Source organism: Streptomyces sp. NPDC001832 (assembly GCF_040297265.1).
Classification (GTDB): domain Bacteria; phylum Actinomycetota; class Actinomycetes; order Streptomycetales; family Streptomycetaceae; genus Streptomyces.
Window position 1 is genome coordinate 278,180 of record NZ_JBEOYU010000002.1, and the last position, 17,473, is coordinate 295,652.

16 protein-coding genes and 2 pseudogenes are annotated in these 17,473 nt (G+C 69.1%); 12 read left to right on the top strand and 6 right to left on the bottom strand.

Going from position 1 to position 17,473, the window contains the following annotated elements:
- Positions 1–11: 11 nt before the first annotated feature.
- Complete coding sequence (locus ABT115_RS03530; RefSeq protein WP_351783563.1) at positions 12–2,111, bottom strand: ATP-binding SpoIIE family protein phosphatase; 2,100 nt, start codon at positions 2,109–2,111, stop codon at positions 12–14.
- Between the two features lie 238 nt (positions 2,112–2,349).
- On the opposite strand from ABT115_RS03530, the gene aspS reads away from it, so the two are divergent.
- The 6 genes and pseudogenes from aspS to ABT115_RS03560 all read left to right on the top strand — a co-directional run.
- Entirely contained in the window at positions 2,350–4,167 is a 1,818-nt protein-coding gene (aspS, locus tag ABT115_RS03535; protein WP_351783565.1) for an aspartate--tRNA ligase, read from the top strand.
- Between the two features lie 234 nt (positions 4,168–4,401).
- Positions 4,402–4,635: a type II toxin-antitoxin system VapB family antitoxin gene (locus ABT115_RS03540; RefSeq protein WP_114249151.1), complete on the top strand. Its 234-nt coding sequence runs from the start codon at positions 4,402–4,404 to the stop codon at positions 4,633–4,635.
- Positions 4,632–5,039, top strand: coding sequence for a PIN domain nuclease (locus ABT115_RS03545; RefSeq protein WP_351783567.1), 408 nt, complete (start codon positions 4,632–4,634; stop codon positions 5,037–5,039). The genes ABT115_RS03540 and ABT115_RS03545 overlap by 4 nt, the downstream gene beginning before the upstream one ends.
- 126 nt (positions 5,040–5,165) lie before the next feature.
- Positions 5,166–5,534, top strand: a pseudogene (locus tag ABT115_RS03550) (helix-turn-helix domain-containing protein); the annotation flags it as partial.
- 334 nt (positions 5,535–5,868) lie between these two features.
- Positions 5,869–6,534, top strand: a complete 666-nt coding sequence (locus ABT115_RS03555) for a nitroreductase (RefSeq protein ID WP_351783569.1) — start codon at positions 5,869–5,871, stop codon at positions 6,532–6,534.
- Positions 6,535–6,541: 7 nt separating this feature from the next.
- Positions 6,542–6,646, top strand: a pseudogene (locus tag ABT115_RS03560) (dioxygenase); the annotation flags it as partial.
- A gap of 340 nt (positions 6,647–6,986) precedes the next feature.
- Here ABT115_RS03560 and ABT115_RS03565 read toward each other — a convergent pair.
- Positions 6,987–7,154, bottom strand: coding sequence for a hypothetical protein (locus ABT115_RS03565; RefSeq protein WP_351783571.1), 168 nt, complete (start codon positions 7,152–7,154; stop codon positions 6,987–6,989).
- Between the two features lie 144 nt (positions 7,155–7,298).
- On the opposite strand from ABT115_RS03565, the gene ABT115_RS03570 reads away from it, so the two are divergent.
- Positions 7,299–7,496 carry a DUF397 domain-containing protein gene (locus ABT115_RS03570; protein ID WP_351783573.1) on the top strand — a complete coding sequence of 66 codons (198 nt, stop codon included), beginning with the start codon at positions 7,299–7,301 and terminating at the stop codon, positions 7,494–7,496.
- Between the two features lie 230 nt (positions 7,497–7,726).
- Here the strand turns inward: ABT115_RS03570 and ABT115_RS03575 are convergent, their stop codons facing one another.
- Positions 7,727–8,236 (bottom strand): DinB family protein, encoded by a 510-nt coding sequence (locus ABT115_RS03575; protein ID WP_351783575.1) that lies wholly within the window; start codon positions 8,234–8,236, stop codon positions 7,727–7,729.
- A 72-nt stretch (positions 8,237–8,308) separates the two neighbouring features.
- Positions 8,309–9,106, bottom strand: a complete 798-nt coding sequence (locus ABT115_RS03580) for an AraC family transcriptional regulator (protein WP_351783577.1) — start codon at positions 9,104–9,106, stop codon at positions 8,309–8,311.
- Positions 9,107–9,191: 85 nt separating this feature from the next.
- On the opposite strand from ABT115_RS03580, the gene ABT115_RS03585 reads away from it, so the two are divergent.
- The 3 genes from ABT115_RS03585 to ABT115_RS03595 all read left to right on the top strand — a co-directional run bounded on the left by ABT115_RS03585 (position 9,192) and on the right by ABT115_RS03595 (position 11,667).
- Positions 9,192–9,995, top strand: a complete 804-nt coding sequence (locus ABT115_RS03585) for a sulfite exporter TauE/SafE family protein (RefSeq protein WP_351783579.1) — start codon at positions 9,192–9,194, stop codon at positions 9,993–9,995.
- A gap of 202 nt (positions 9,996–10,197) precedes the next feature.
- Positions 10,198–11,019 carry a L,D-transpeptidase family protein gene (locus ABT115_RS03590; protein ID WP_351783581.1) on the top strand — a complete coding sequence of 274 codons (822 nt, stop codon included), beginning with the start codon at positions 10,198–10,200 and terminating at the stop codon, positions 11,017–11,019.
- A gap of 129 nt (positions 11,020–11,148) precedes the next feature.
- Positions 11,149–11,667 carry a Uma2 family endonuclease gene (locus tag ABT115_RS03595; protein ID WP_351783621.1) on the top strand — a complete coding sequence of 173 codons (519 nt, stop codon included), beginning with the start codon at positions 11,149–11,151 and terminating at the stop codon, positions 11,665–11,667.
- Positions 11,668–11,753: 86 nt separating this feature from the next.
- On the opposite strand, the gene metG is transcribed toward ABT115_RS03595, so the two are convergent.
- A complete protein-coding gene (gene metG / locus ABT115_RS03600) occupies positions 11,754–13,358 on the bottom strand; it encodes a methionine--tRNA ligase (RefSeq protein WP_351783583.1) in 1,605 nt (534 codons plus the stop codon).
- 173 nt (positions 13,359–13,531) lie between these two features.
- Here metG and ABT115_RS03605 point away from each other — a divergent pair, with 173 nt between their 5' ends.
- Positions 13,532–14,185, top strand: a complete 654-nt coding sequence (locus ABT115_RS03605; RefSeq protein WP_351783623.1) for a response regulator transcription factor — start codon at positions 13,532–13,534, stop codon at positions 14,183–14,185.
- A 65-nt stretch (positions 14,186–14,250) separates the two neighbouring features.
- Entirely contained in the window at positions 14,251–15,495 is a 1,245-nt protein-coding gene (locus ABT115_RS03610) for a sensor histidine kinase (RefSeq protein ID WP_502969022.1), read from the top strand.
- On the opposite strand, the gene ABT115_RS03615 is transcribed toward ABT115_RS03610, so the two are convergent.
- Positions 15,429–17,168, bottom strand: a complete 1,740-nt coding sequence (locus ABT115_RS03615) for a VWA domain-containing protein (protein WP_351783585.1) — start codon at positions 17,166–17,168, stop codon at positions 15,429–15,431. The two genes, ABT115_RS03610 and ABT115_RS03615, sit on opposite strands and share 67 nt — an antisense overlap.
- Positions 17,169–17,473 lie beyond the last annotated feature (305 nt).

Sequence of the window (17,473 nt, forward strand, 5' to 3'; positions counted from 1 at the left end):
ACCAGGCCCCCTCAGTCCGCCGTCCTCGACCCCTGCGACTCGTACAGTTCGAACCAGATCGACTTCCCCGCCCCCCGCGGATCCACCCCCCACGCATCGGCGAGCATCTCCATCAGAACCAGCCCCCGCCCGCTGGAGGCCATCTCCCCGGGCTGTCGCTTGTGCGGCAGCTCGGCACTGCCGTCGGCCACCTCCACCCGCAGTCGCCGTTCACCGTGCTCGCCCGTCGCCTGGGCGACCATCAGCGCGTCCCCGTCCGTGTGGACGAGGACATTGGTGGCCATCTCCGAGATCATCAGCACCGCCGCGTCGACCTGCTCCGGATCCGTCCAGTCGTGCAGCAGCTCCCGCAGCCGCTGCCGCGCCGCCGCGATCCGCTCCGGTTCGGCCTGCTCGATGGTCAGCGCGGTGCGCCGCGACGCCTTCTGCAGCCGCACACCCCCGTCGCGCCGCAGCAGCAGCACCGCGATGTCGTCCTCCCTGCGGTCCGCCAGCGGCCCCGTCGTGTAGTGCGACGTCGGCCCGTGCACGGCCTGTACGAGGGTGTCGGCGAGCTTCTCCAGATCGGCCGTGCGCTGTTCCAGGAGCGGCCGCAGCCGCATCCAGCCCGTCGCCATGTCATGGCCGCCGGTCTCGATCAGCCCGTCCGTGCAGAGCATGATCGTTTCTCCGGCGTCCAGGGTGAGCCGGCTCGTCGGATAGTGGGCGTCCGCCTCGACGCCGAGCGGCAGCCCGCCCCCGGTCTGGCGGATCACCGCGCTCCCGTCGGCGGTCACCACCACCGGGTCGGGGTGGCCGGCCCGCGCGATGTCGAGGGTGCCGGTCTCCGGGTCGGCCTCCGCGTACAGACAGGTCGCGAAGCGCGGCCCGGTCTCCTCACCGTCCTCGTACGCGTCGGTGAGCCCGGAGAGGAACCGGGAGGCGCGGGAGAGCACCGCATCCGGGCGGTGGCCCTCGGCAGCGTACGCGCGCAGGGCGATCCGCAACTGGCCCATCAAGCCCGCGGCACGCACATCGTGGCCCTGGACGTCACCGATGACGAGGGCGATGCGGCCATTGGGGAGCGGGATCATGTCGTACCAGTCGCCGCCGACCTGGAGCCCGCCGCCGGTCGGTATGTAGCGGGCGGCGACCGTCATCCCAGGGATGTCGGGGCCGAGGGACGGCATCATCGAGCGCTGCAGCCCCAGGGACAGCTCCCGCTCGTTCTCGGCGACGCCGGCACGGGTAAGCGCCTGCGCGAGCATCCGGGCCACCGTCGTCAGCACGGACCGCTCGTCCGGCGAGAACGACACCGGGTGCCGGAACCCCGCCATCCAGGCGCCTATGGTCCGCCCCGCCACGATCAGTGGCAGAAAAGCCCAGGACTGGCGCTTGAATGGACTGGCGAGCGGCCAGGTGGTCGGGTACCGGCGCCTGTAGTCCTCGGGAGAGGGCAGATAGATCGCCCGGCCCGTCCGTACGACCTCGGCCGCTGGATAGTCGGTCTTCAGCGGCATGTCGTTGAACGGGTCCTCGTCGCCCGCCTCGTGTCCATGGTGTCCGGTGACCGTCAGCCGCCCGCCCGCGATGCCGAAGACCGCCAGGCCGTCCGGCGAGAACCCGGGCATGGAGAGCGAGGCGGCGACCCGCAGCACCTCCTCCGTCGACCGGGCCTCGGCCAGCGCCCGGCCCGCGTCCAGCAGGAATGCCTCGCGGGAGCGGCGCCAGTCACCGGTGATGGGGGTGTGCGCCCCGGTGGTGCCGGGCTGCGGCTCGGCGACCTCCTGAAGGGTGCCGACCAGCACATAGGCCGTGCTGTCCGGCTCCTCGGGAGGGAGCGGCTTGGAACGGCTGCGTACGGTACGCAGCACCCGGCCGCTTTCGTCCACGATCCGCAGCCGGGCCTCGGCGAGGGTGCCCTCGGCGAGCGCGAGATTCACCACCCCGTTGATTTCGTTCCAGTCGACCGGATGGCAACGGGAACGCAGCGCGGACTCACGGAAGACACCGGCCGCCGCGGGCATCTCAAGAAGCCGGGCCGCCTCCGCGTCGAGCGTGACGGTCCCGGCTCCGTTGTCCCAGCGCCACAGACCGGTTGCGGTCGCGGCCAGAACGTCCTCAGTGAGCATTGCCCTACTTTAAGAAGATTTGCTCCGCAAAAGCCACCGAGGTCGTTCCCCCAGGGCCCGTCCGGGCAGATCCAGGACTCGTCCGGGCAGGTCCAGGACTGGTCCGGGCGCGGTCCGCCGGGCGCCCGTCACACACTTGATGATCTTGAAATGTCAATGTCAATGATTCGGTGCGGGCGCGGGCGGTAGCCTGGGGTGGTTGAATCCACCCCGAACCGCGAAGACTGGATGAACGACGATGCATCGGTACAGGTCCCACACCTGCGGCGAGCTCCGCGCCTCTGACGTCGACACCGACGTCCGGCTGAGCGGCTGGCTGCACAATCGCCGAGACCTGGGCGGCATCCTCTTCATCGATCTGCGCGACCATTACGGTCTGGTGCAGCTCGTCGCCCGTCCCGGCACCGCCGGCAACGAGGCGCTGACGAAGCTCACCAAGGAGACCGTCGTACGGATCGACGGCAAGGTGTCCGCGCGCGGCGCGGACAACGTCAACCCGGAGCTTCCGACCGGCGAGATCGAGATCGAGGTCACCGAGGTCGAGGTGCTGGGCGAGGCCGCCCCGCTGCCCTTCACGATCAACGCAGAGGACGGGGTCAACGAGGAGCGGCGCCTGGAGTACCGCTTCCTCGACCTGCGCCGCGAGCGCATGCACCGCAACATCATGCTGCGCTCGGCCGTCATCGCCTCCATCCGCTCCAAGATGGTGGCCCTCGGCTTCAACGAGATGGCGACCCCGATCCTCACCGCGACGTCCCCCGAGGGTGCCCGTGACTTCGTCGTCCCGTCCCGGCTGAACCCGGGCAAGTTCTACGCCCTGCCCCAGGCCCCGCAGCAGTTCAAGCAGCTGCTGATGATCTCCGGCTTCGACCGCTACTTCCAGATCGCGCCGTGCTTCCGTGACGAGGACGCCCGTGCCGACCGCTCGCCCGGCGAGTTCTACCAGCTCGACGTCGAGATGTCGTTCGTCGAGCAGGAGGACGTCTTCCGACCGATCGAGAAGCTGATGACCGAGCTCTTCGAGGAGTTCGGCAACGGCCGTCACGTCACCTCGCCGTTCCCGCGCATCCCGTTCCGCGAGGCGATGCTGAAGTACGGCAACGACAAGCCGGACCTGCGCGCCCAGCTGGAACTGGTCGACATCTCCGACATCTTCGCCGACTCGGAGTTCAAGGCGTTCGCAGGCAAGCACGTCCGCGCCCTCCCGGTCCCGGACACCGCCGGCCAGTCCCGGAAGTTCTTCGACGGCCTCGGCGACTACGCCGTCCAGCACGGCGCCAAGGGCCTGGCCTGGGTCCGCGTCGGCGAGGACGGCTCCCTTGCCGGCCCGATCGCCAAGTTCCTCACCGAGAACGACATCAAGACCCTCACCGAGCGTCTGTCCCTCGTCCCCGGCCACGCGGTCTTCTTCGGCGCGGGCGAGTTCGACGAGGTCTCCAAGATCATGTCCGCCGTCCGCGTCGAGGCCGCCAAGCGCGCCGGCCACTTCGAGGAGGGCGTCTTCCGGTTCTGCTGGGTCGTCGACTTTCCGATGTACGAGAAGGACGAGGACACCGGCAAGATCGACTTCTCGCACAACCCCTTCTCGATGCCTCAGGGCGGCATGAAGGACCTGGAGGAGAAGGACCCGCTCGACATCCTGGCCTGGCAGTACGACATCGTCTGCAACGGCATCGAGCTGTCCTCCGGCGCCATCCGCAACCACGAGCCCGACGTCATGCTCAAGGCCTTCGAGATCGCCGGCTACGACCGCGAGACAGTCGAGCACGAGTTCGCCGGCATGCTCCGCGCCTTCCGCCTCGGCGCCCCGCCGCACGGCGGCATCGCCCCGGGCGTCGACCGCATCGTGATGCTGCTGGCCGACGAGCCCAACATCCGCGAGACGATCGCCTTCCCGCTCAACGGCAACGCCCAGGACCTGATGATGGGCGCCCCGACGGAGCTGGACGAGAGCCGCCTGCGCGAGCTGAACATCCAGCTCCGCAAGCCCGCCGCGACGGCGAAGGAGAAGGCCGGGGCCAAGGACTCGGTAGCGAGGGACACCGGCGCGAAGTAGGCGTCAGCGGTTCCGCTGCTGTTCCACGTGAAACAGCCCCCGGCCGGACGGCCGGGGGCTGTTCGCCATCTCCGGCGGGTGAGCGGTGAGCCCGTCTTGACGAGCACTGGACTCCGCAAGAGTCGGAGGGCACGCCGACATTCGGCTGTGGGTTCGATGGGTGGCCCAGCGCGAGTAGATGTTGGTTATGTATCTTATTTATGTACATGATGTGGGCCGGTGGAGGTGGTGAGCATGTCCGTAACTCAGATCGACCTGGATGACGAGGCGCTGGCTGAGGCGATGCGCCTGATGGGCGCGACGACGAAGAAGGAGACCGTCAACGCGGCCCTGCGGGATTATGTGGCTCGTATCAGGAGGCTTGAGGCTGCCGAGAAGCTGGCCCAGCGGGGCGAGCGCGGTGAGTTCGAGAAGGCCGCAGCGGCGTACGACGCTGTCAAGCGCGCGCGGCGGGCGGCGTTTGAATGATCACGTATCTCGTTGACACCTCTGCGCTGTGGCACCTTTTTCGCACCCCAGGGGCGCTGCGCCCGTGGGAAGGGCACATCGCCGCCGGGGTGTTCCGCATGTGCGAGCCCACGCGTACTGAGTTCCTGTACTCGGCCACCAGCCCCGCCCACCGCGACGAGTTGGCCGGAGAGCTGGACGATCTCTGCGAGCTCTCGCCGGTTCCCAAGAACGCGTGGCGCTGGGTCGATACGGCCCAGTACAAGCTCACGCAGCACGGGCAGCACCGGGCGGCGGGCGCCATCGATCTATTGGTGTGTGCGACAGCGGTCCATCATGGTCACACCGTGCTCCACGTGGATAACGACTTCGCCGCAGTGGCGGCGGTCCTCAAGGAAGTGCAGCAGCGGGACGTACGGGTTTGACCCGTCTGTCAGCGTCGATCCTGGCGGCCCGGCCCGCCGTTCGTAGCGAACGATGCTGCGTGCCGCCATCACCGGCTCCGGCTGGTTGCCGCCGGGAAGTGGCCGATGCGAGGAATGTGCGTTTGTATGCCGGCGAGGAGTCAGCCGACCGCACGCCAGGTGCGCCTGGGTGTGGAGTTGCGCAAGCTGCGGGATGCAGCGGGCATGACGGCTCGGGAGCTGGCAGGACTTCTCGGAACGAACTCTGCTCAGATGAGCCAGATAGAGGCTGGGAATGCCGGCGTCAGTGAAGAGCGGCTGCGAAGGCTCGCGGCCCACTGCGCCTGCGCCGACAAAGAACTGATCGACGCGCTCGCGGCGATGGTGACTGACCGTACGCGTGGCTGGTGGGAGGAGTTCCAGGGAGTACTGCCACCGGCGTTTCTGGATCTGTCGGAGCTGGAGCACCACGCCTCGTTCCGGCGCGATGTGGAGATCGTCCACGCGTCGAGCTTGCCGCATAAAACAGCTTGATACGGCTCCGTGAGAGCGATGACCCCGGTACGGAGCTGGCGGTCACCCCGGCTCAGCTGGGCCGGCTTCTGGGTGGCGTGAAGGGCGGGCAGTTCGGCGAGGCGTGACTTCCGCGGCCTCGCAGCAACGCACAGCCCGCACACATGCCGCTTACCGGATGTCCTCGCCGGCAGGCATGCCACACACCTCTCTCCAGCCGAGGAACGGCGCTCCCGCCTGCCGCAGATCGAAGTGCGATCCGGATCAACGTGTTGCCTCTTTTGTGTACTGAAGACGGTGGAGAAGCGGTTGTCGTTGAGCGAGAGGACGAGAAGACGTGGATGTGTATGAAGCCGTGGACAGCCGCCGGGCCGTGCGGGCGTTCAGCGATGAGCCGGTATCCAAAGAGGTACTCGAACGAGTGCTGGCTGCAGCGACGCGGGCACCGTCGAGCGGGAACCTCCAGCCGTGGCATGTGTTTGTCGTGACCGGCGAGCCCTTGGCCGGACTGAAGAGGCGTGCGACGGCCAGGGCACTGGCGGGAGACCCGGGAGATGAGCGGGAGTATCCGATGTACCCGGCCGAACTGACCTCGCCGTATCTGGACCGTTTTTCCGCCGCGGCCGCCCAGCGGTACACAGCGCTGGGAATCGAGCGCGACGACCTCGACAGGCCCACAAAGATCGCTGCCTTGAACTCGGAGGCGTTCGGGGCGCCGGTCGTGCTGTTCTGCTACCTCGACCGGACGATGGGGCCCGGGCAGTGGGGGGACGCGGGGATGTACTTGCAGACGGTCATGCTGTTGCTGAGGGCGGAAGGGTTGCACAGCTGCCCCCAGGTGATGTGGACGATGTATCGCAAGACCGTCAGCCAGATGGTCGGAGCCGATGACGGGCTCGTACTGTTCTGCGGTGTCGCGGTGGGATTCGAGAAGGAAGGCGTGCCACGGCTGCGTACCGGGCGGGCGGACATGACAGAAACAGTGAGCTTTATCGGAGTGTGACCGCCAGCTGATGAAGCTCTCGTACCGCAAGCACCACATGGCGCGCGGTGTCGTCGGCTCGATCACGATGGGTGTGGACCCGGACGAGACACACGACGGCACGGATCTCTGACCGGCCCTCAGACCTCCGTACCCCCCCGCGGAGACGAAGCCCGGACCCTACACCCAGGAAACGGTTCCGGGCGCCTTCCGCGTGCGTGTCCGGCGGGCGGTACCGCCGTATGGCCTCGTGCGGATTCGCGCTCGCGAGTGGCGGCGTTAACCGGGTTCGGCGGGAAGAAGCGTGACGGGGAGCCCGCCTGTGCCGCCTTCGCCCACGACCGCTTCGGAGTGCTCGTGTCCGTGACCCGTCCGTCGGCCGCCCGGGGCCGCCGGATGGGTGCCAGGGTGCGAGACCGCTGAGTGATCACCGCACCCACCGAGGACGAGGTGGCCAGATTGCCGAGAAGACCTCAGTGGTCGCACACCACTTGGTGTGCCTTCCGCCAGGTACGGCCGAGCCGCACGGCTATGGGGCAGGGCAGCCAGGTGCGGCAGCTGCCGCAGGTCAGGGTGGGGCCCAGGGGCACCTTGTACGCGGCGTTCGGCTCAGTCTTCTTCAGCGCTGCAGGGTGGGGCAATCGCCGTCGTGTGGTCATCCAGCTGCCGTGGTTGGATCACCGGTACCGCGAGGTCGTGCGCAAGCTGGAGACGGTCTCGTTGGGCGTCATAGAGTCGAGGGACTTCATCCATCGCCTCGTGCGGAGCATGTGAAAGGTCCCGGCATGACAAAGGACATCGCGTGGCAGAAGTCCTCGTTCTCGGGCGGGGGTGATTCCTCCAACTGCGTCGAACTGGCCGTCACCGACGGCCGGATACGCCTCCGCGAGAGCGATGACCCCGGTACGGAGCTGGCGGTCACCCCGGCTCAGCTGGGCCGGCTCCTGGGCGGCGTGAAGGGCGGGCAGTTCGGCGAGGCGTGACATCCGCGGCCTCGCAGCAACGCACAGCCCGCACACATGCCCCGCCAACCTCCCCTGTCTGGACGATCGATTCCAAAGGGTTCGCTGGCCGCGGCGCGATGCCCACGGTCGGTCTTCGCACAGAGTGTCCAACTCTGTTCATATAGAACGAGGTTGCAATCGCTCCTTCCAGACGCGCGGGCGATTATCTGGAACAGATGAGCATGTGGAGATCGGTGGCTCCTGCGGAGTCAGGCGCCCACGGTCCCGTCGACACCTTCACGCAGAAAGTCCGCGTGCCCGTTGTGGCGGCCGTACTCCAGGAGCACGTGCACCATCACCATCCGCAGCGATACCTCCTCGCCCCATCTTGGCTGATACCCGGCCCGGTCCAGGGACTCAGCCTCCCGCTCGATGCGGCGCGAGTTCTCCACCTCGGACTCCCAAGCTACGAACGCTTCGTCCCGCGTTGACGCGCTTGCGTCGTACGCCGCCTGGAAGTCGATCTTGTCGGACCAGACCATGGGCGCGTCGTTGTCCTCGAACACTCGGCGGAACCAAGCACGCTCCACCTCCGCCATATGCCGCACCAGACCGAGCAGCGAAAGCGTGGAAGGCGGCATCGACTGCTGCCGCAGCTCCTCGTCGGTAAGCCCTTCGCACTTCATGGCGAGAGTCGCGCGATGGTAGTCGAGGAATGCCCGCAGCATGTCGCGTTCGCTTCCAAAACTGGGCGGCCCTATCCGAATGTCGCTGGTCACTGGCGTGCTCCGCATCCGTGCTGTATTCAGGGCCAGTATCTACTCCCGTCAGGTGTCCCCAGACGAGGGCCGTCAGGATTTGCGGCTGCTGCTGGGACCGCTGCCCTGGCGGCTGGCGGCGAAGCGGGATGGGGGCATGCCGAAGGCGCGCGTGAAGGCGGCGGTGAACGCGGCGGGAGAGGCGTAGCCGAGACGGCCACCGACCGTGCTGACCGACGCGGTGCGCAGCAGCGGCACGGCCGCGAGCAGGCGGGCGCGGGCCCGCCAGACTGCGGGGCTGTCACCGGCCTCTGAGCGGAAGCGTCGGGTGAAGGCTCGTTCGCTCATGGCCGTCCTCGCGGCCCATGCGGCGTTGGTGACGCCGGCGTCTGGGGCGGCCAGATACTCGCGGCAGAGACTGGCGAGATCAGCGGCGGCGGGAATCCCGACGTGGAACGGGAGCGGGGCGCGCTCGGCGATCTCGTGCAGGAGGAGGGCGGCAATGCTTCCCTCCCGCCCGGACAGGCTGTAGTCGATCTCGAACTCGACAGCGACCAGGAGCAGTTCGCGCAACAGCGGCGGAACGTCCACGACCGTGCAGGTGACGGGCCACCAGGGGACGGCATCCGGCTCGATGTACAGGCTCCGGGTGCTCACCCCCAGCATGCGGACCCGGTGCAGGGTAGCGGCCGGAATCAGTACGGCGCGCTCGGGCGGAACGGTCCAGGTGCCCTCGGCGGTGTCGACGACCATGACCCCGGTGGCGCCGTAGAGGAACTGCGCGCGCCGGTGTTCGTGCCAGTCCAGTACGTGGCCGGGCGGGTAGTCGGTGCCGATCGGCAGGACAACCCGGTCGACGTGGTCGACGTCGGCCAGGGAGACGTTCTTCACCCAGCCACCCTACTGGCTGAGACGCGAAAGAACGGTGCTGACCATCGCATGCGAGAAACCCGTCGGAGCTGGTGGGGTGGGGCCCATGGACGTTGTGGCGTTGATCGGGATCGGACTCCTCACCGGGGCGACGACGGTGTTGTTCGGGTTCGGCGGCGGGTTCGTCACGGTGCCGGTCGTGGTGTGGGCGGACGTCGCACTCGGCGCGGACGCGATGCGGGTGGCGACGGCCACCTCGGCCCTGGTGATGGTGGTGAACGCGGGATTCGCGACAGCCGTCACACCGCGACGGGTGCTCCTCGCGCTCCGCGGCAACGGCACGCTGCTCCTCCTGCTGGCCGCCGGTGCCTCGGCTGGGGCGCTCGCCACGCGTCTCGCCCCGGCCGATCTGGCTCGTTGGGCGTTCGTCGCGTACATCGCTCTCACCATCGCCGACTTGCTCCTGCGTCCCGGCTTCCTGCGCCCGGGCGCCCTGGCCGAGGCGACCTTCGATGCCCCGCGTCCGCTGCCAGTCGTCCTCGGCGCGCCGGTCGGCGCGGTCGCGGCCTTCCTCGGCGTGGGAGGCAGCGTCATGACCGTCCCCGCGATGCGGCGGGCCGGGCACACCATGCACGTGGCGACTGCGCTGGCCAACCCTCTCACCCTCGCCATCGCGCTCCCGGCCGCCGCTGTGTCCCTGGGCGGCGCCGCGGTCCCCGCCCCCGCCGGCGCGCACGTGCACATGGTGGGTCTCATTGACCTCCGCGCCGCCTCGGCGCTGCTCCTCGGAGCTCTGCCGGTGATCGCTGTATTGCGGCGGCGCCCGCCGCGGATCCCCGACCACACCTACGCCTGGGCGTACATCGGGCTGCTTGCCATGGTGATGGTCGCGATGCTGCTTTCGGCTTAGCCCCCGCGGCTTTACCTGGCAACGGCGACTGCTGCACGACGGTACGGATCGCTGACCTGTCCTCAGCCTCCGGGCGGTACCGCCGTATGGCCCTCGTGCGGATTCGCGCTCGCGTGTCGCGGCGTTAACTGGGTTCAGCGGGACGAAGCGTGACGGGGAGCCCGCCTGTGCCGCCTTCGCCCACGACCGCTGAGGAGTGCTCGTGTCCGTGACCCGTCCGTCGGCCGTCCGGCGTCGCCTCCCGTACGCCGTCCGGGCAGGTGCCTGCGTTGCCGCGATTCTGTCGCTCGCCGCGTGCGGCGGTACGGCCATCACCGACACCGCCTCCCGCGCCACCCCGGCGCCGTCCACCTCCTCCGCCGGGTCGAAGGCGGACGGGCCGCCGGGGCGGGCCGCCGCGCCCGCGCCACGGGCCCCGGGCACTCGCCCTGCCCTGATCCCCGGGCTGGGGCTGCGGACCAGGGGCAGGATCTCGGCCGACACCCGGCAGGCGCTCGTCGTCACCGGTGACTCGTACAACTCCAGCCTGTCCACCGCCGTCCTGTACACCCGTGACAACCCGGCCCAGGGCTGGCGGGCGGTCACCTCCCGCTGGCGGACCCACAACGGCCTCAACGGGTGGGCCGACCAGCACTGGGAGGGCGACCTCCGTACCCCGGTCGGGATCTACGGACTGACGGCGGCGGGCGGGCTGTTCAAGCCGCCGGAGTCCGTGTTCCCGTACGAACAGAACCCCGCCTACACCGTGGGTGGCAAAGGGTTCGACGGCGAACCACTCGAAGGGTCTTTCGACTATGTGGTCGCGATCGACTACAACCGGACCCCCGGCGTCTCGCCCCTGGACCCCGAACGCCCGCTCGGCCAGAAACGGGGCGGCGGTATCTGGCTCCACGTGGACCACGGCGGCCCGACGCAGGGCTGTGTCTCGCTGCCCGTGGAGCACATGAAGGAACTGCTGAGGCTGCTCGACCCACGGAAGAACCCGGTGGTGGTGATGGGGGACGCCGAGTGGCTCGAGCGATGAACCGGGCCCCCGGCCGGGGTATGGGTCCGTACGCTGGACGCTTCCGGTTTCCAGCAGGAGGCAGTGACGACCGTGGTTGAGGAGAGCGTGCTGACCCAGGAGGTCTTCGAGGTCCTTGCCCGTCACGCCATGCGCGACGAAGAAGCGCCGCGCCTGGAGTTCCTGAACGGGAAACCGGGGGCCAAGGCCCTGTCGGACGGTAATCACGGGCGGATCATCGAATGGTTGACGCGCAGGTGCGTGCACGCCGACCCGGGGCATTGGCTGTTCGCCGGGCAGGGGCTGCGGATCGGAACGCACCGTAAGGGCAATGCGCGTCCTGATGGTTCGCTCGCCCCGATCGACACCTTCGTCGGCCAGGGCGAGTGGGCCAGCCCCGACGGCGTCCTGATGGTCGTCGAGGTCACCTCGTACGACGAGGACACCGACCGCCGGGACCGCGTCGAGAAGCCGCGCGCCTACGCCGAGACCAGCATTCCCGTCTACCTGCTGATCGACCGTGACACCTGCGAGGTCAAGGTGCACTCGCAGCCCGACGGCGTGCGGTACGAGCAGGTGGTGACAGTGCCGTTCGGGAAGACCGTCGAACTGCCCGACCCGGTGGGCATCGAACTGGACACCGAGCCGCTGAAGAACTGGGTCCGCTGACCCCAAGGCGGCAGAGCACGGCGAAGGGCCGGGACCCATCGTGCGGTCCCGGCCCTTCGCCGTGTGTATGTGCGTGCGCCCGTCGCTTACGCCGGCTTCTCCTCCAGGCGGGGGAACAGCACCGCGCCCTTCGTCACCGTCGCGCCCACCGGGAGTCGGCCCCAGGTGCCCGCGTCCTGTACGCGCTGGTCGGACAGCGCGCCCAGGGACGCTTCGGCGCCCAGGGAGTCCCACAGCTTCTGCGAGGTCTCCGGCATCACGGCGTTCAGCAGGACCGCGACACCGCGCAGCGACTCGGCGGCCGTGTAGAGGATCGTCGCGAGGCGGGCCTGGCCTTCGGGAGAGGTGTCCTTGGCGACCTTCCAGGGCTCCTGCTCCGTGATGTAGCCGTTCACCTGCTTCACGAAGTCGAAGATCGCCAGGATGCCGGCCTGGAAGTCCAGCTCCTCGCCGATCTTCTGGTCGGCCGTGGCGACGGCCTTCGCCAGCCCCTCCTGGACCGCCTTCTCGGCGTCACCCGTGGCGGTGGCCTCCGGGAGCGACCCGCCGAAGTACTTGCCGACCATGGCGGCGACGCGCGAGGCGAGGTTGCCGTAGTCGTTGGCGAGTTCGGAGGTGTAGCGGGCGGAGAAGTCCTCCCAGGAGAACGAGCCGTCGCTGCCGAACGCGATCGCGCGCAGGAAGTACCAGCGGTAGGCGTCGACGCCGAAGTGCGAGGTCAGATCCTGCGGCTTGATGCCCGTCAGGTTCGACTTCGACATCTTCTCGCCGCCGACCATCAGCCAGCCGTTGGCCGCGACCCGGCCGGGCAGCGGCAGACCCTGCGCCATCAGCATCGCGGGCCAGATCACCGCATGGAAGCGGAGGATGTCCTTCCCGACCAGGTGGACGTTGGCGGGGAAGGTCCCGTCGAACTTCTCCTGGTTGGCGCCGTAGCCGACCGCCGTGGCGTAGTTGAGCAGGGCGTCGACCCACACGTAGATGACGTGCTTCGCGTCCCACGGCACCGGGACGCCCCAGTCGAAGGTCGAGCGGGAGATGGAGAGGTCCTGCAGGCCCTGCTTGACGAAGTTCACGACCTCGTTGCGGGCGGACTCGGGCTGGATGAAGCCCGGGTTGTTCGCGTAGAACTCCATCAGCTTCGGGCCGTAGGCGCTCAGCTTGAAGAAGTAGTTCTCCTCCTTGAGGATCTCCACCGGCTTCTTGTGCACCGGGCACAGCTTGACGCCGTTCTCGTCCTCGATGAGGTCGCCGGGGAGCTTGTACTCCTCGCAGCCCACGCAGTACGGGCCCTCGTACCCGCCCTTGTAGATCTCACCCTTGTCGTACAGGTCCTGCACGAACTCCTGCACCCGGTCGGTGTGCCGCTTCTCCGTCGTACGGATGAAGTCGTCGTTCGCGATGTCCAGGTGCTCCCAGAGGGGCTTCCAAGCCTCCTCGACGAGCTTGTCGCACCACTCCTGCGGGGTGACGTTGTTCGCCTCGGCAGTGCGCATGATCTTCTGACCGTGCTCGTCCGTGCCGGTGAGGTACCACACCTTCTCGCCGCGCTGGCGATGCCAGCGCGTGAGCACGTCGCCTGCGACGGTCGTGTAGGCGTGGCCCAGGTGAGGAGCGTCGTTGACGTAGTAAATGGGGGTCGAGACGTAGTACGCCGTCGCCCCCTGCTTCTCGGATCCAGTGGCCGCCATGGTCGAAATCCTAACGGCCTGCGGAAGATCAACTCACACCGTTAAGACCGACCTGCGAATGGGGGCGGTGTCGCGGGGCTGGGCGCGGAGACCTTTGCGAAACATCCCTTCCGGTAGTAAAGACGCATCCTGGGAGGGAATGGACACGCATGCACAAGGCAGGGGACATCACGATGCGGGTACTGGTCGCCGAGGACGAAGAGATTCTGGCGGAGCTGGTCGCCACCGGGCTGAGGCGGGCGGGGCTCGCCGTCGACACGGTGTACAGCGGCGATGCCGCCCTCGCCTACCTGGGGCTGCACGACTACGACGTCGTCGTCCTCGACCGCGACCTGCCACGGGTGCACGGCGACGACGTGGCGCGGCGGCTGGTCGCCGCCGGCTCGCGGACCAGGATTCTGATGCTCACCGCCGCCGGTTCCATGGAGGACCGGGTTGCCGGCCTCGACCTCGGCGCCGACGACTATCTGGGCAAGCCGTTCGAGTTCCCGGAGCTGGTGTCGCGGGTCCGGGCGCTGCGGCGGCGCAGCGCCCGCCCCGTACCTCCGCAGCTGGAGCGGCAGGGCATACGGCTCGACACCGTACGGCGCACCGCTTTCCGGGAGGGCCGGGAGCTGGATCTCTCACCGAAGGAGTTCTCGGTGCTGCAACTGCTGCTGGAGGCCGACGGCGGGACCGTCAGTGCGGAGGAGTTGCTGGAGCGGGCCTGGGACGCCAACGCCGATCCGTTCACCGGCGCCGTTCGCGTCTGCATGAGCAAGCTGCGGGGGAAGCTCGGGGAACCGGCCCTGATCCGTACGGTGCAGGGTGTGGGGTACGCCCTGTGAAGCGTCAGTCGCGCTTTCCGGGTGCCCTGCGCGTCCCTCGTGTCCTGCGGCGTGTCTTTCGTCTCCTGCGTGTCCCTCGTCTCCTGCGTTTCCTACGCTTCCCTCGTCTTCCGCGTGTTCAGGACTCCACGATCCGGACGCGGATCGCGGTCGTGTACGGCGGGGTGTTCCTGGTGCTCGGGGCGGTGCTGCTCACCACCGTCAACCTGGCCTCCCGCGCGGGTACGGAATCCCAGGCGCGCGCCATCGCCCGCACGGCGGCGGTGGCCCAGCCCGGCTACGTGGTGAACGGTCCCCTGGTCACCCGGCGGACTCTCGGGTCGTCAACCGTCTACGACCTCACCGACAACGTCAGCGACGCGGCCAGTCATCAGCTGCTCATATGGTCCGCGGCCTCGCTGCTCGTCATGACGGCCTGCGCGGTCGGTGTGGGGTGGTGGACCGCGGGGCGGTTCCTGCGGCCCGTCCACGCCATGACGGCGAAGGCGCGACGACTGTCCGAACACACCCTGCACGAACGGATCGCGGCCAGTGGCCCCGACGACGAACTGAAGGAGCTCGGCGACACGCTCGACGCGCTGCTGGCCCGGTTGGAGAAGGCGTTCGACAGTCAGCGCAGGTTCATCGCCAACGCCTCGCACGAACTGCGGACACCGCTCGCCACCCAACGGGCCGCGATCCAGATCGGCCTGGACGCCCCGACCCAGGAGGATCTCGTACAGACCCGGCAGACGCTGCTGGACAGCAACCGGCGCAGCGAACGGCTCATCGAGGGGCTTCTGGTCCTGGCGCGCAGTGAACGCGGGCTCGCGGCGAGCGAGCGGGAAGCGGTGGACCTCGCGCAGGTGGTGGCGGAGGAAGCGGCCCTGCACCCGGGCGTGGCGGTCGATGCCGAACCCTGTGCGGTACGGGGGAACCGGCTGCTGCTCGCCCAGCTGGTGGCGAATCTGCTGGCCAACGCAGTCACGTACAACGTGCCCGACGGGACGGTGGAGGTGTCGCTGGTGACGGTCGGCGACGCGGGACTGCTGGAGGTGCGCAACACCGGGCCCGTGGTGGACACGGCGGACATCCCCGGGCTGTTCGAGCCGTTCCGGCGAGGTGAGGGCAAGGACCGGATGGGGCGGGGTTCCGGGCTCGGACTCTCGATCGTACGTTCTATCGCTGTGGCGCACGGCGGTACGGTCACGGCGGTGCCGGGCCCCGAGGGCGGGCTCGCCGTGACCGTACGCCTGCCGGTGGATCAGTCCTCGGCCGCCGCTTCGCGGGACGCGATCCAGGCGGGGAGGGCGGCGAGGACCTCGCGGTAGAACGTGGTGTCCGCGACCTCGCGGGGGGCGGGGCCCGCGTGGAAGAACCCGGCGTTCGGGGCGTTCAGCTTCCGCAGGAAGTCGAAGCCCTTCGCGTCCTCGTCGCCGAACGCGACGAACTGGAAGAACAGCGGCAGCCGCGCCGCCTCGGCCAGTGCCTGCTTGGCGGGCTGCTTGGCGTCCGGCGGGCCGTCCGTCTGGAAGATCACCAGTGCCGGGCCGGTGGCCTCCGACTTCTCGTAGTGCGCGACGACCTCTTCGACGGCGCGCTGGTAGTTCGTACGGCCGAGGCGGCCCAGGCCCGCGTTCAGTTCGTCGATCCGGCCCTCGTGCGAGGTGAGGTCGACCGTGCCGGTGCCGTCGATGTCGGTCGAGAAGAACACGACGGGGACGGTGGCGTTCTCGTCCAGGTGCGCGGCCAGGGCCAGGGTGCGGTCGCCCAGGTGCTGGGCGCTGCCGTCCTTGTAGAACGGCCGCATGGACCCGGAGCGGTCGAGGACCAGGTAGACGGTGGCGCGCAGCCCGGTCAGCCCGTGCGCCTCCAGCCCGGCCTGGGCGGCCTTGTACGAGTCGACGAGCCCGGGCGCACGGGACTTGACCCGGGCGAGGGGGAGGGCGGACTCGGGGGCGGTGTCGGGCGCGGGCTCGGGGGCCGTGTCGGCTGCGGGCTCGGGCTCGGGCTCACGCTCGGGTTTGGGCGCGGGTGCAGGATCCGTGTCGGCCGCGGGCTTGGGCGCGGGCGCAGGCTCCGACTCGACCTCGACCTCGACTTCGACCTTGGCCTTGGCCTGGGTCTCGGCGGTAGGCGCCGGCTTGGTCTCGGCGGTGACGGGCTCGGGCTTCGGTTCGGGCTCGGCCTCGGCCTCGTTGGCGGGTGCGGCCACCGGCTCGGCGGGGGTCTTGACCTCGGCCTCGGTGGTGAGGGGCTCGGGCTCAGCGGGAGCCTCGACTTCGACGGCAACGGGTGCGGCCACCGGCTCGGCTTCGGCGGCGGGTGCCGCGTCCGGCTCAGTGGGGGCCTCGGGCGCCTTGACCGGCTCGGTCTCGGTCTCGACGGGGGCCTCGGCGGCGACGGGCGTGGCCTTCGGCTCGGGCTCGGTTTCGGAGGTGAGGGGCTGGGTCTCGGCGGGGGTGTCGGTCTCGGTCTCGGTGGTGACGGGCGCGGTCTCCAGCTCGGGCTCCGCCTTCGTAGTGACCGGCTCGACCTCGGTCTCGGCGGCGACGGGCGTGGCCTCCGGCTCCGGCTCCGTAGTGACTGGCTCGGCCTTGACCTCGTCGGCGACGGGTTCGACCTCTGCTTTGTCGGTCTCCGCAGCCACCGGCTCCACAGTTTTGACCTCCGGCTCCGCCGACTTCGGCTTCGGGGCCGAGCCTTGTGCCGGGACCGTGGGGATGGACGCCTTGTCGAAGGCCGCCGCTACCAGGTCCGACGCCAGACCGCTGGTGCTGGTGGCGGACCGGGGAGAGGCGGGGGCCGGTACCGAGGCCTTGGTGGCCGAGGCGGCTTCGTGTACCGGGGCGGTCTCCGCAACCGGCTCGTCCACCGTCACCGTGATCGGCTCCGACTCCGCGGGTGCCGTGCGTTCGGTCTGGGGCGGGACCGTGGCCGTCGGCGCGTCCTGCTCCGCGCGGTCGCGGCCGAACACCTTGCGCAGCAAGCTCCGAATGCCCATGGGCGAGGCCTTTCGCGTGAGTTGGGTGCGATAAATGTCCGACCTGTGGGAATTCATCCCTGGCCAGGACGGATACGTAAGGTTAGCGGCCGGATCCGGCCGTTCGGCGGTGCGGCCCGCCCGTGGGGCAACCGAGCCGCAACCGAGTCCCGACCGCCCACCTGGCCCCGAGCCGCCTTAGAGGTCGCGCACACAGGTGGGGCGGCGTCACGTGCCGATGGGCGGCGCCTGGCGGCGTTGTCGTCGGTCGACGACGCTCCTTCCCCAAGCTCTCAGCTGCGCTCGAGCAGGGGAGACCCCATCCG

What these genes read in the sequence shown, in the direction of transcription:
- ABT115_RS03530 (WP_351783563.1), bottom strand. Translation starts at nt 2,111, where the DNA reads ATGCTCACTGAGGACGTTCTGGCCGCGACCGCAACCGGTCTGTGGCGC.
- aspS (WP_351783565.1), top strand. Translation starts at nt 2,350, where the DNA reads ATGCATCGGTACAGGTCCCACACCTGCGGCGAGCTCCGCGCCTCTGAC.
- ABT115_RS03540 (WP_114249151.1), top strand. Translation starts at nt 4,402, where the DNA reads ATGTCCGTAACTCAGATCGACCTGGATGACGAGGCGCTGGCTGAGGCG.
- ABT115_RS03545 (WP_351783567.1), top strand. Translation starts at nt 4,632, where the DNA reads ATGATCACGTATCTCGTTGACACCTCTGCGCTGTGGCACCTTTTTCGC.
- ABT115_RS03570 (WP_351783573.1), top strand. Translation starts at nt 7,299, where the DNA reads ATGACAAAGGACATCGCGTGGCAGAAGTCCTCGTTCTCGGGCGGGGGT.
- ABT115_RS03585 (WP_351783579.1), top strand. Translation starts at nt 9,192, where the DNA reads ATGGACGTTGTGGCGTTGATCGGGATCGGACTCCTCACCGGGGCGACG.
- ABT115_RS03595 (WP_351783621.1), top strand. Translation starts at nt 11,149, where the DNA reads ATGCGCGACGAAGAAGCGCCGCGCCTGGAGTTCCTGAACGGGAAACCG.
- metG (WP_351783583.1), bottom strand. Translation starts at nt 13,358, where the DNA reads ATGGCGGCCACTGGATCCGAGAAGCAGGGGGCGACGGCGTACTACGTC.
- ABT115_RS03605 (WP_351783623.1), top strand. Translation starts at nt 13,532, where the DNA reads ATGCGGGTACTGGTCGCCGAGGACGAAGAGATTCTGGCGGAGCTGGTC.
- ABT115_RS03615 (WP_351783585.1), bottom strand. Translation starts at nt 17,168, where the DNA reads ATGGGCATTCGGAGCTTGCTGCGCAAGGTGTTCGGCCGCGACCGCGCG.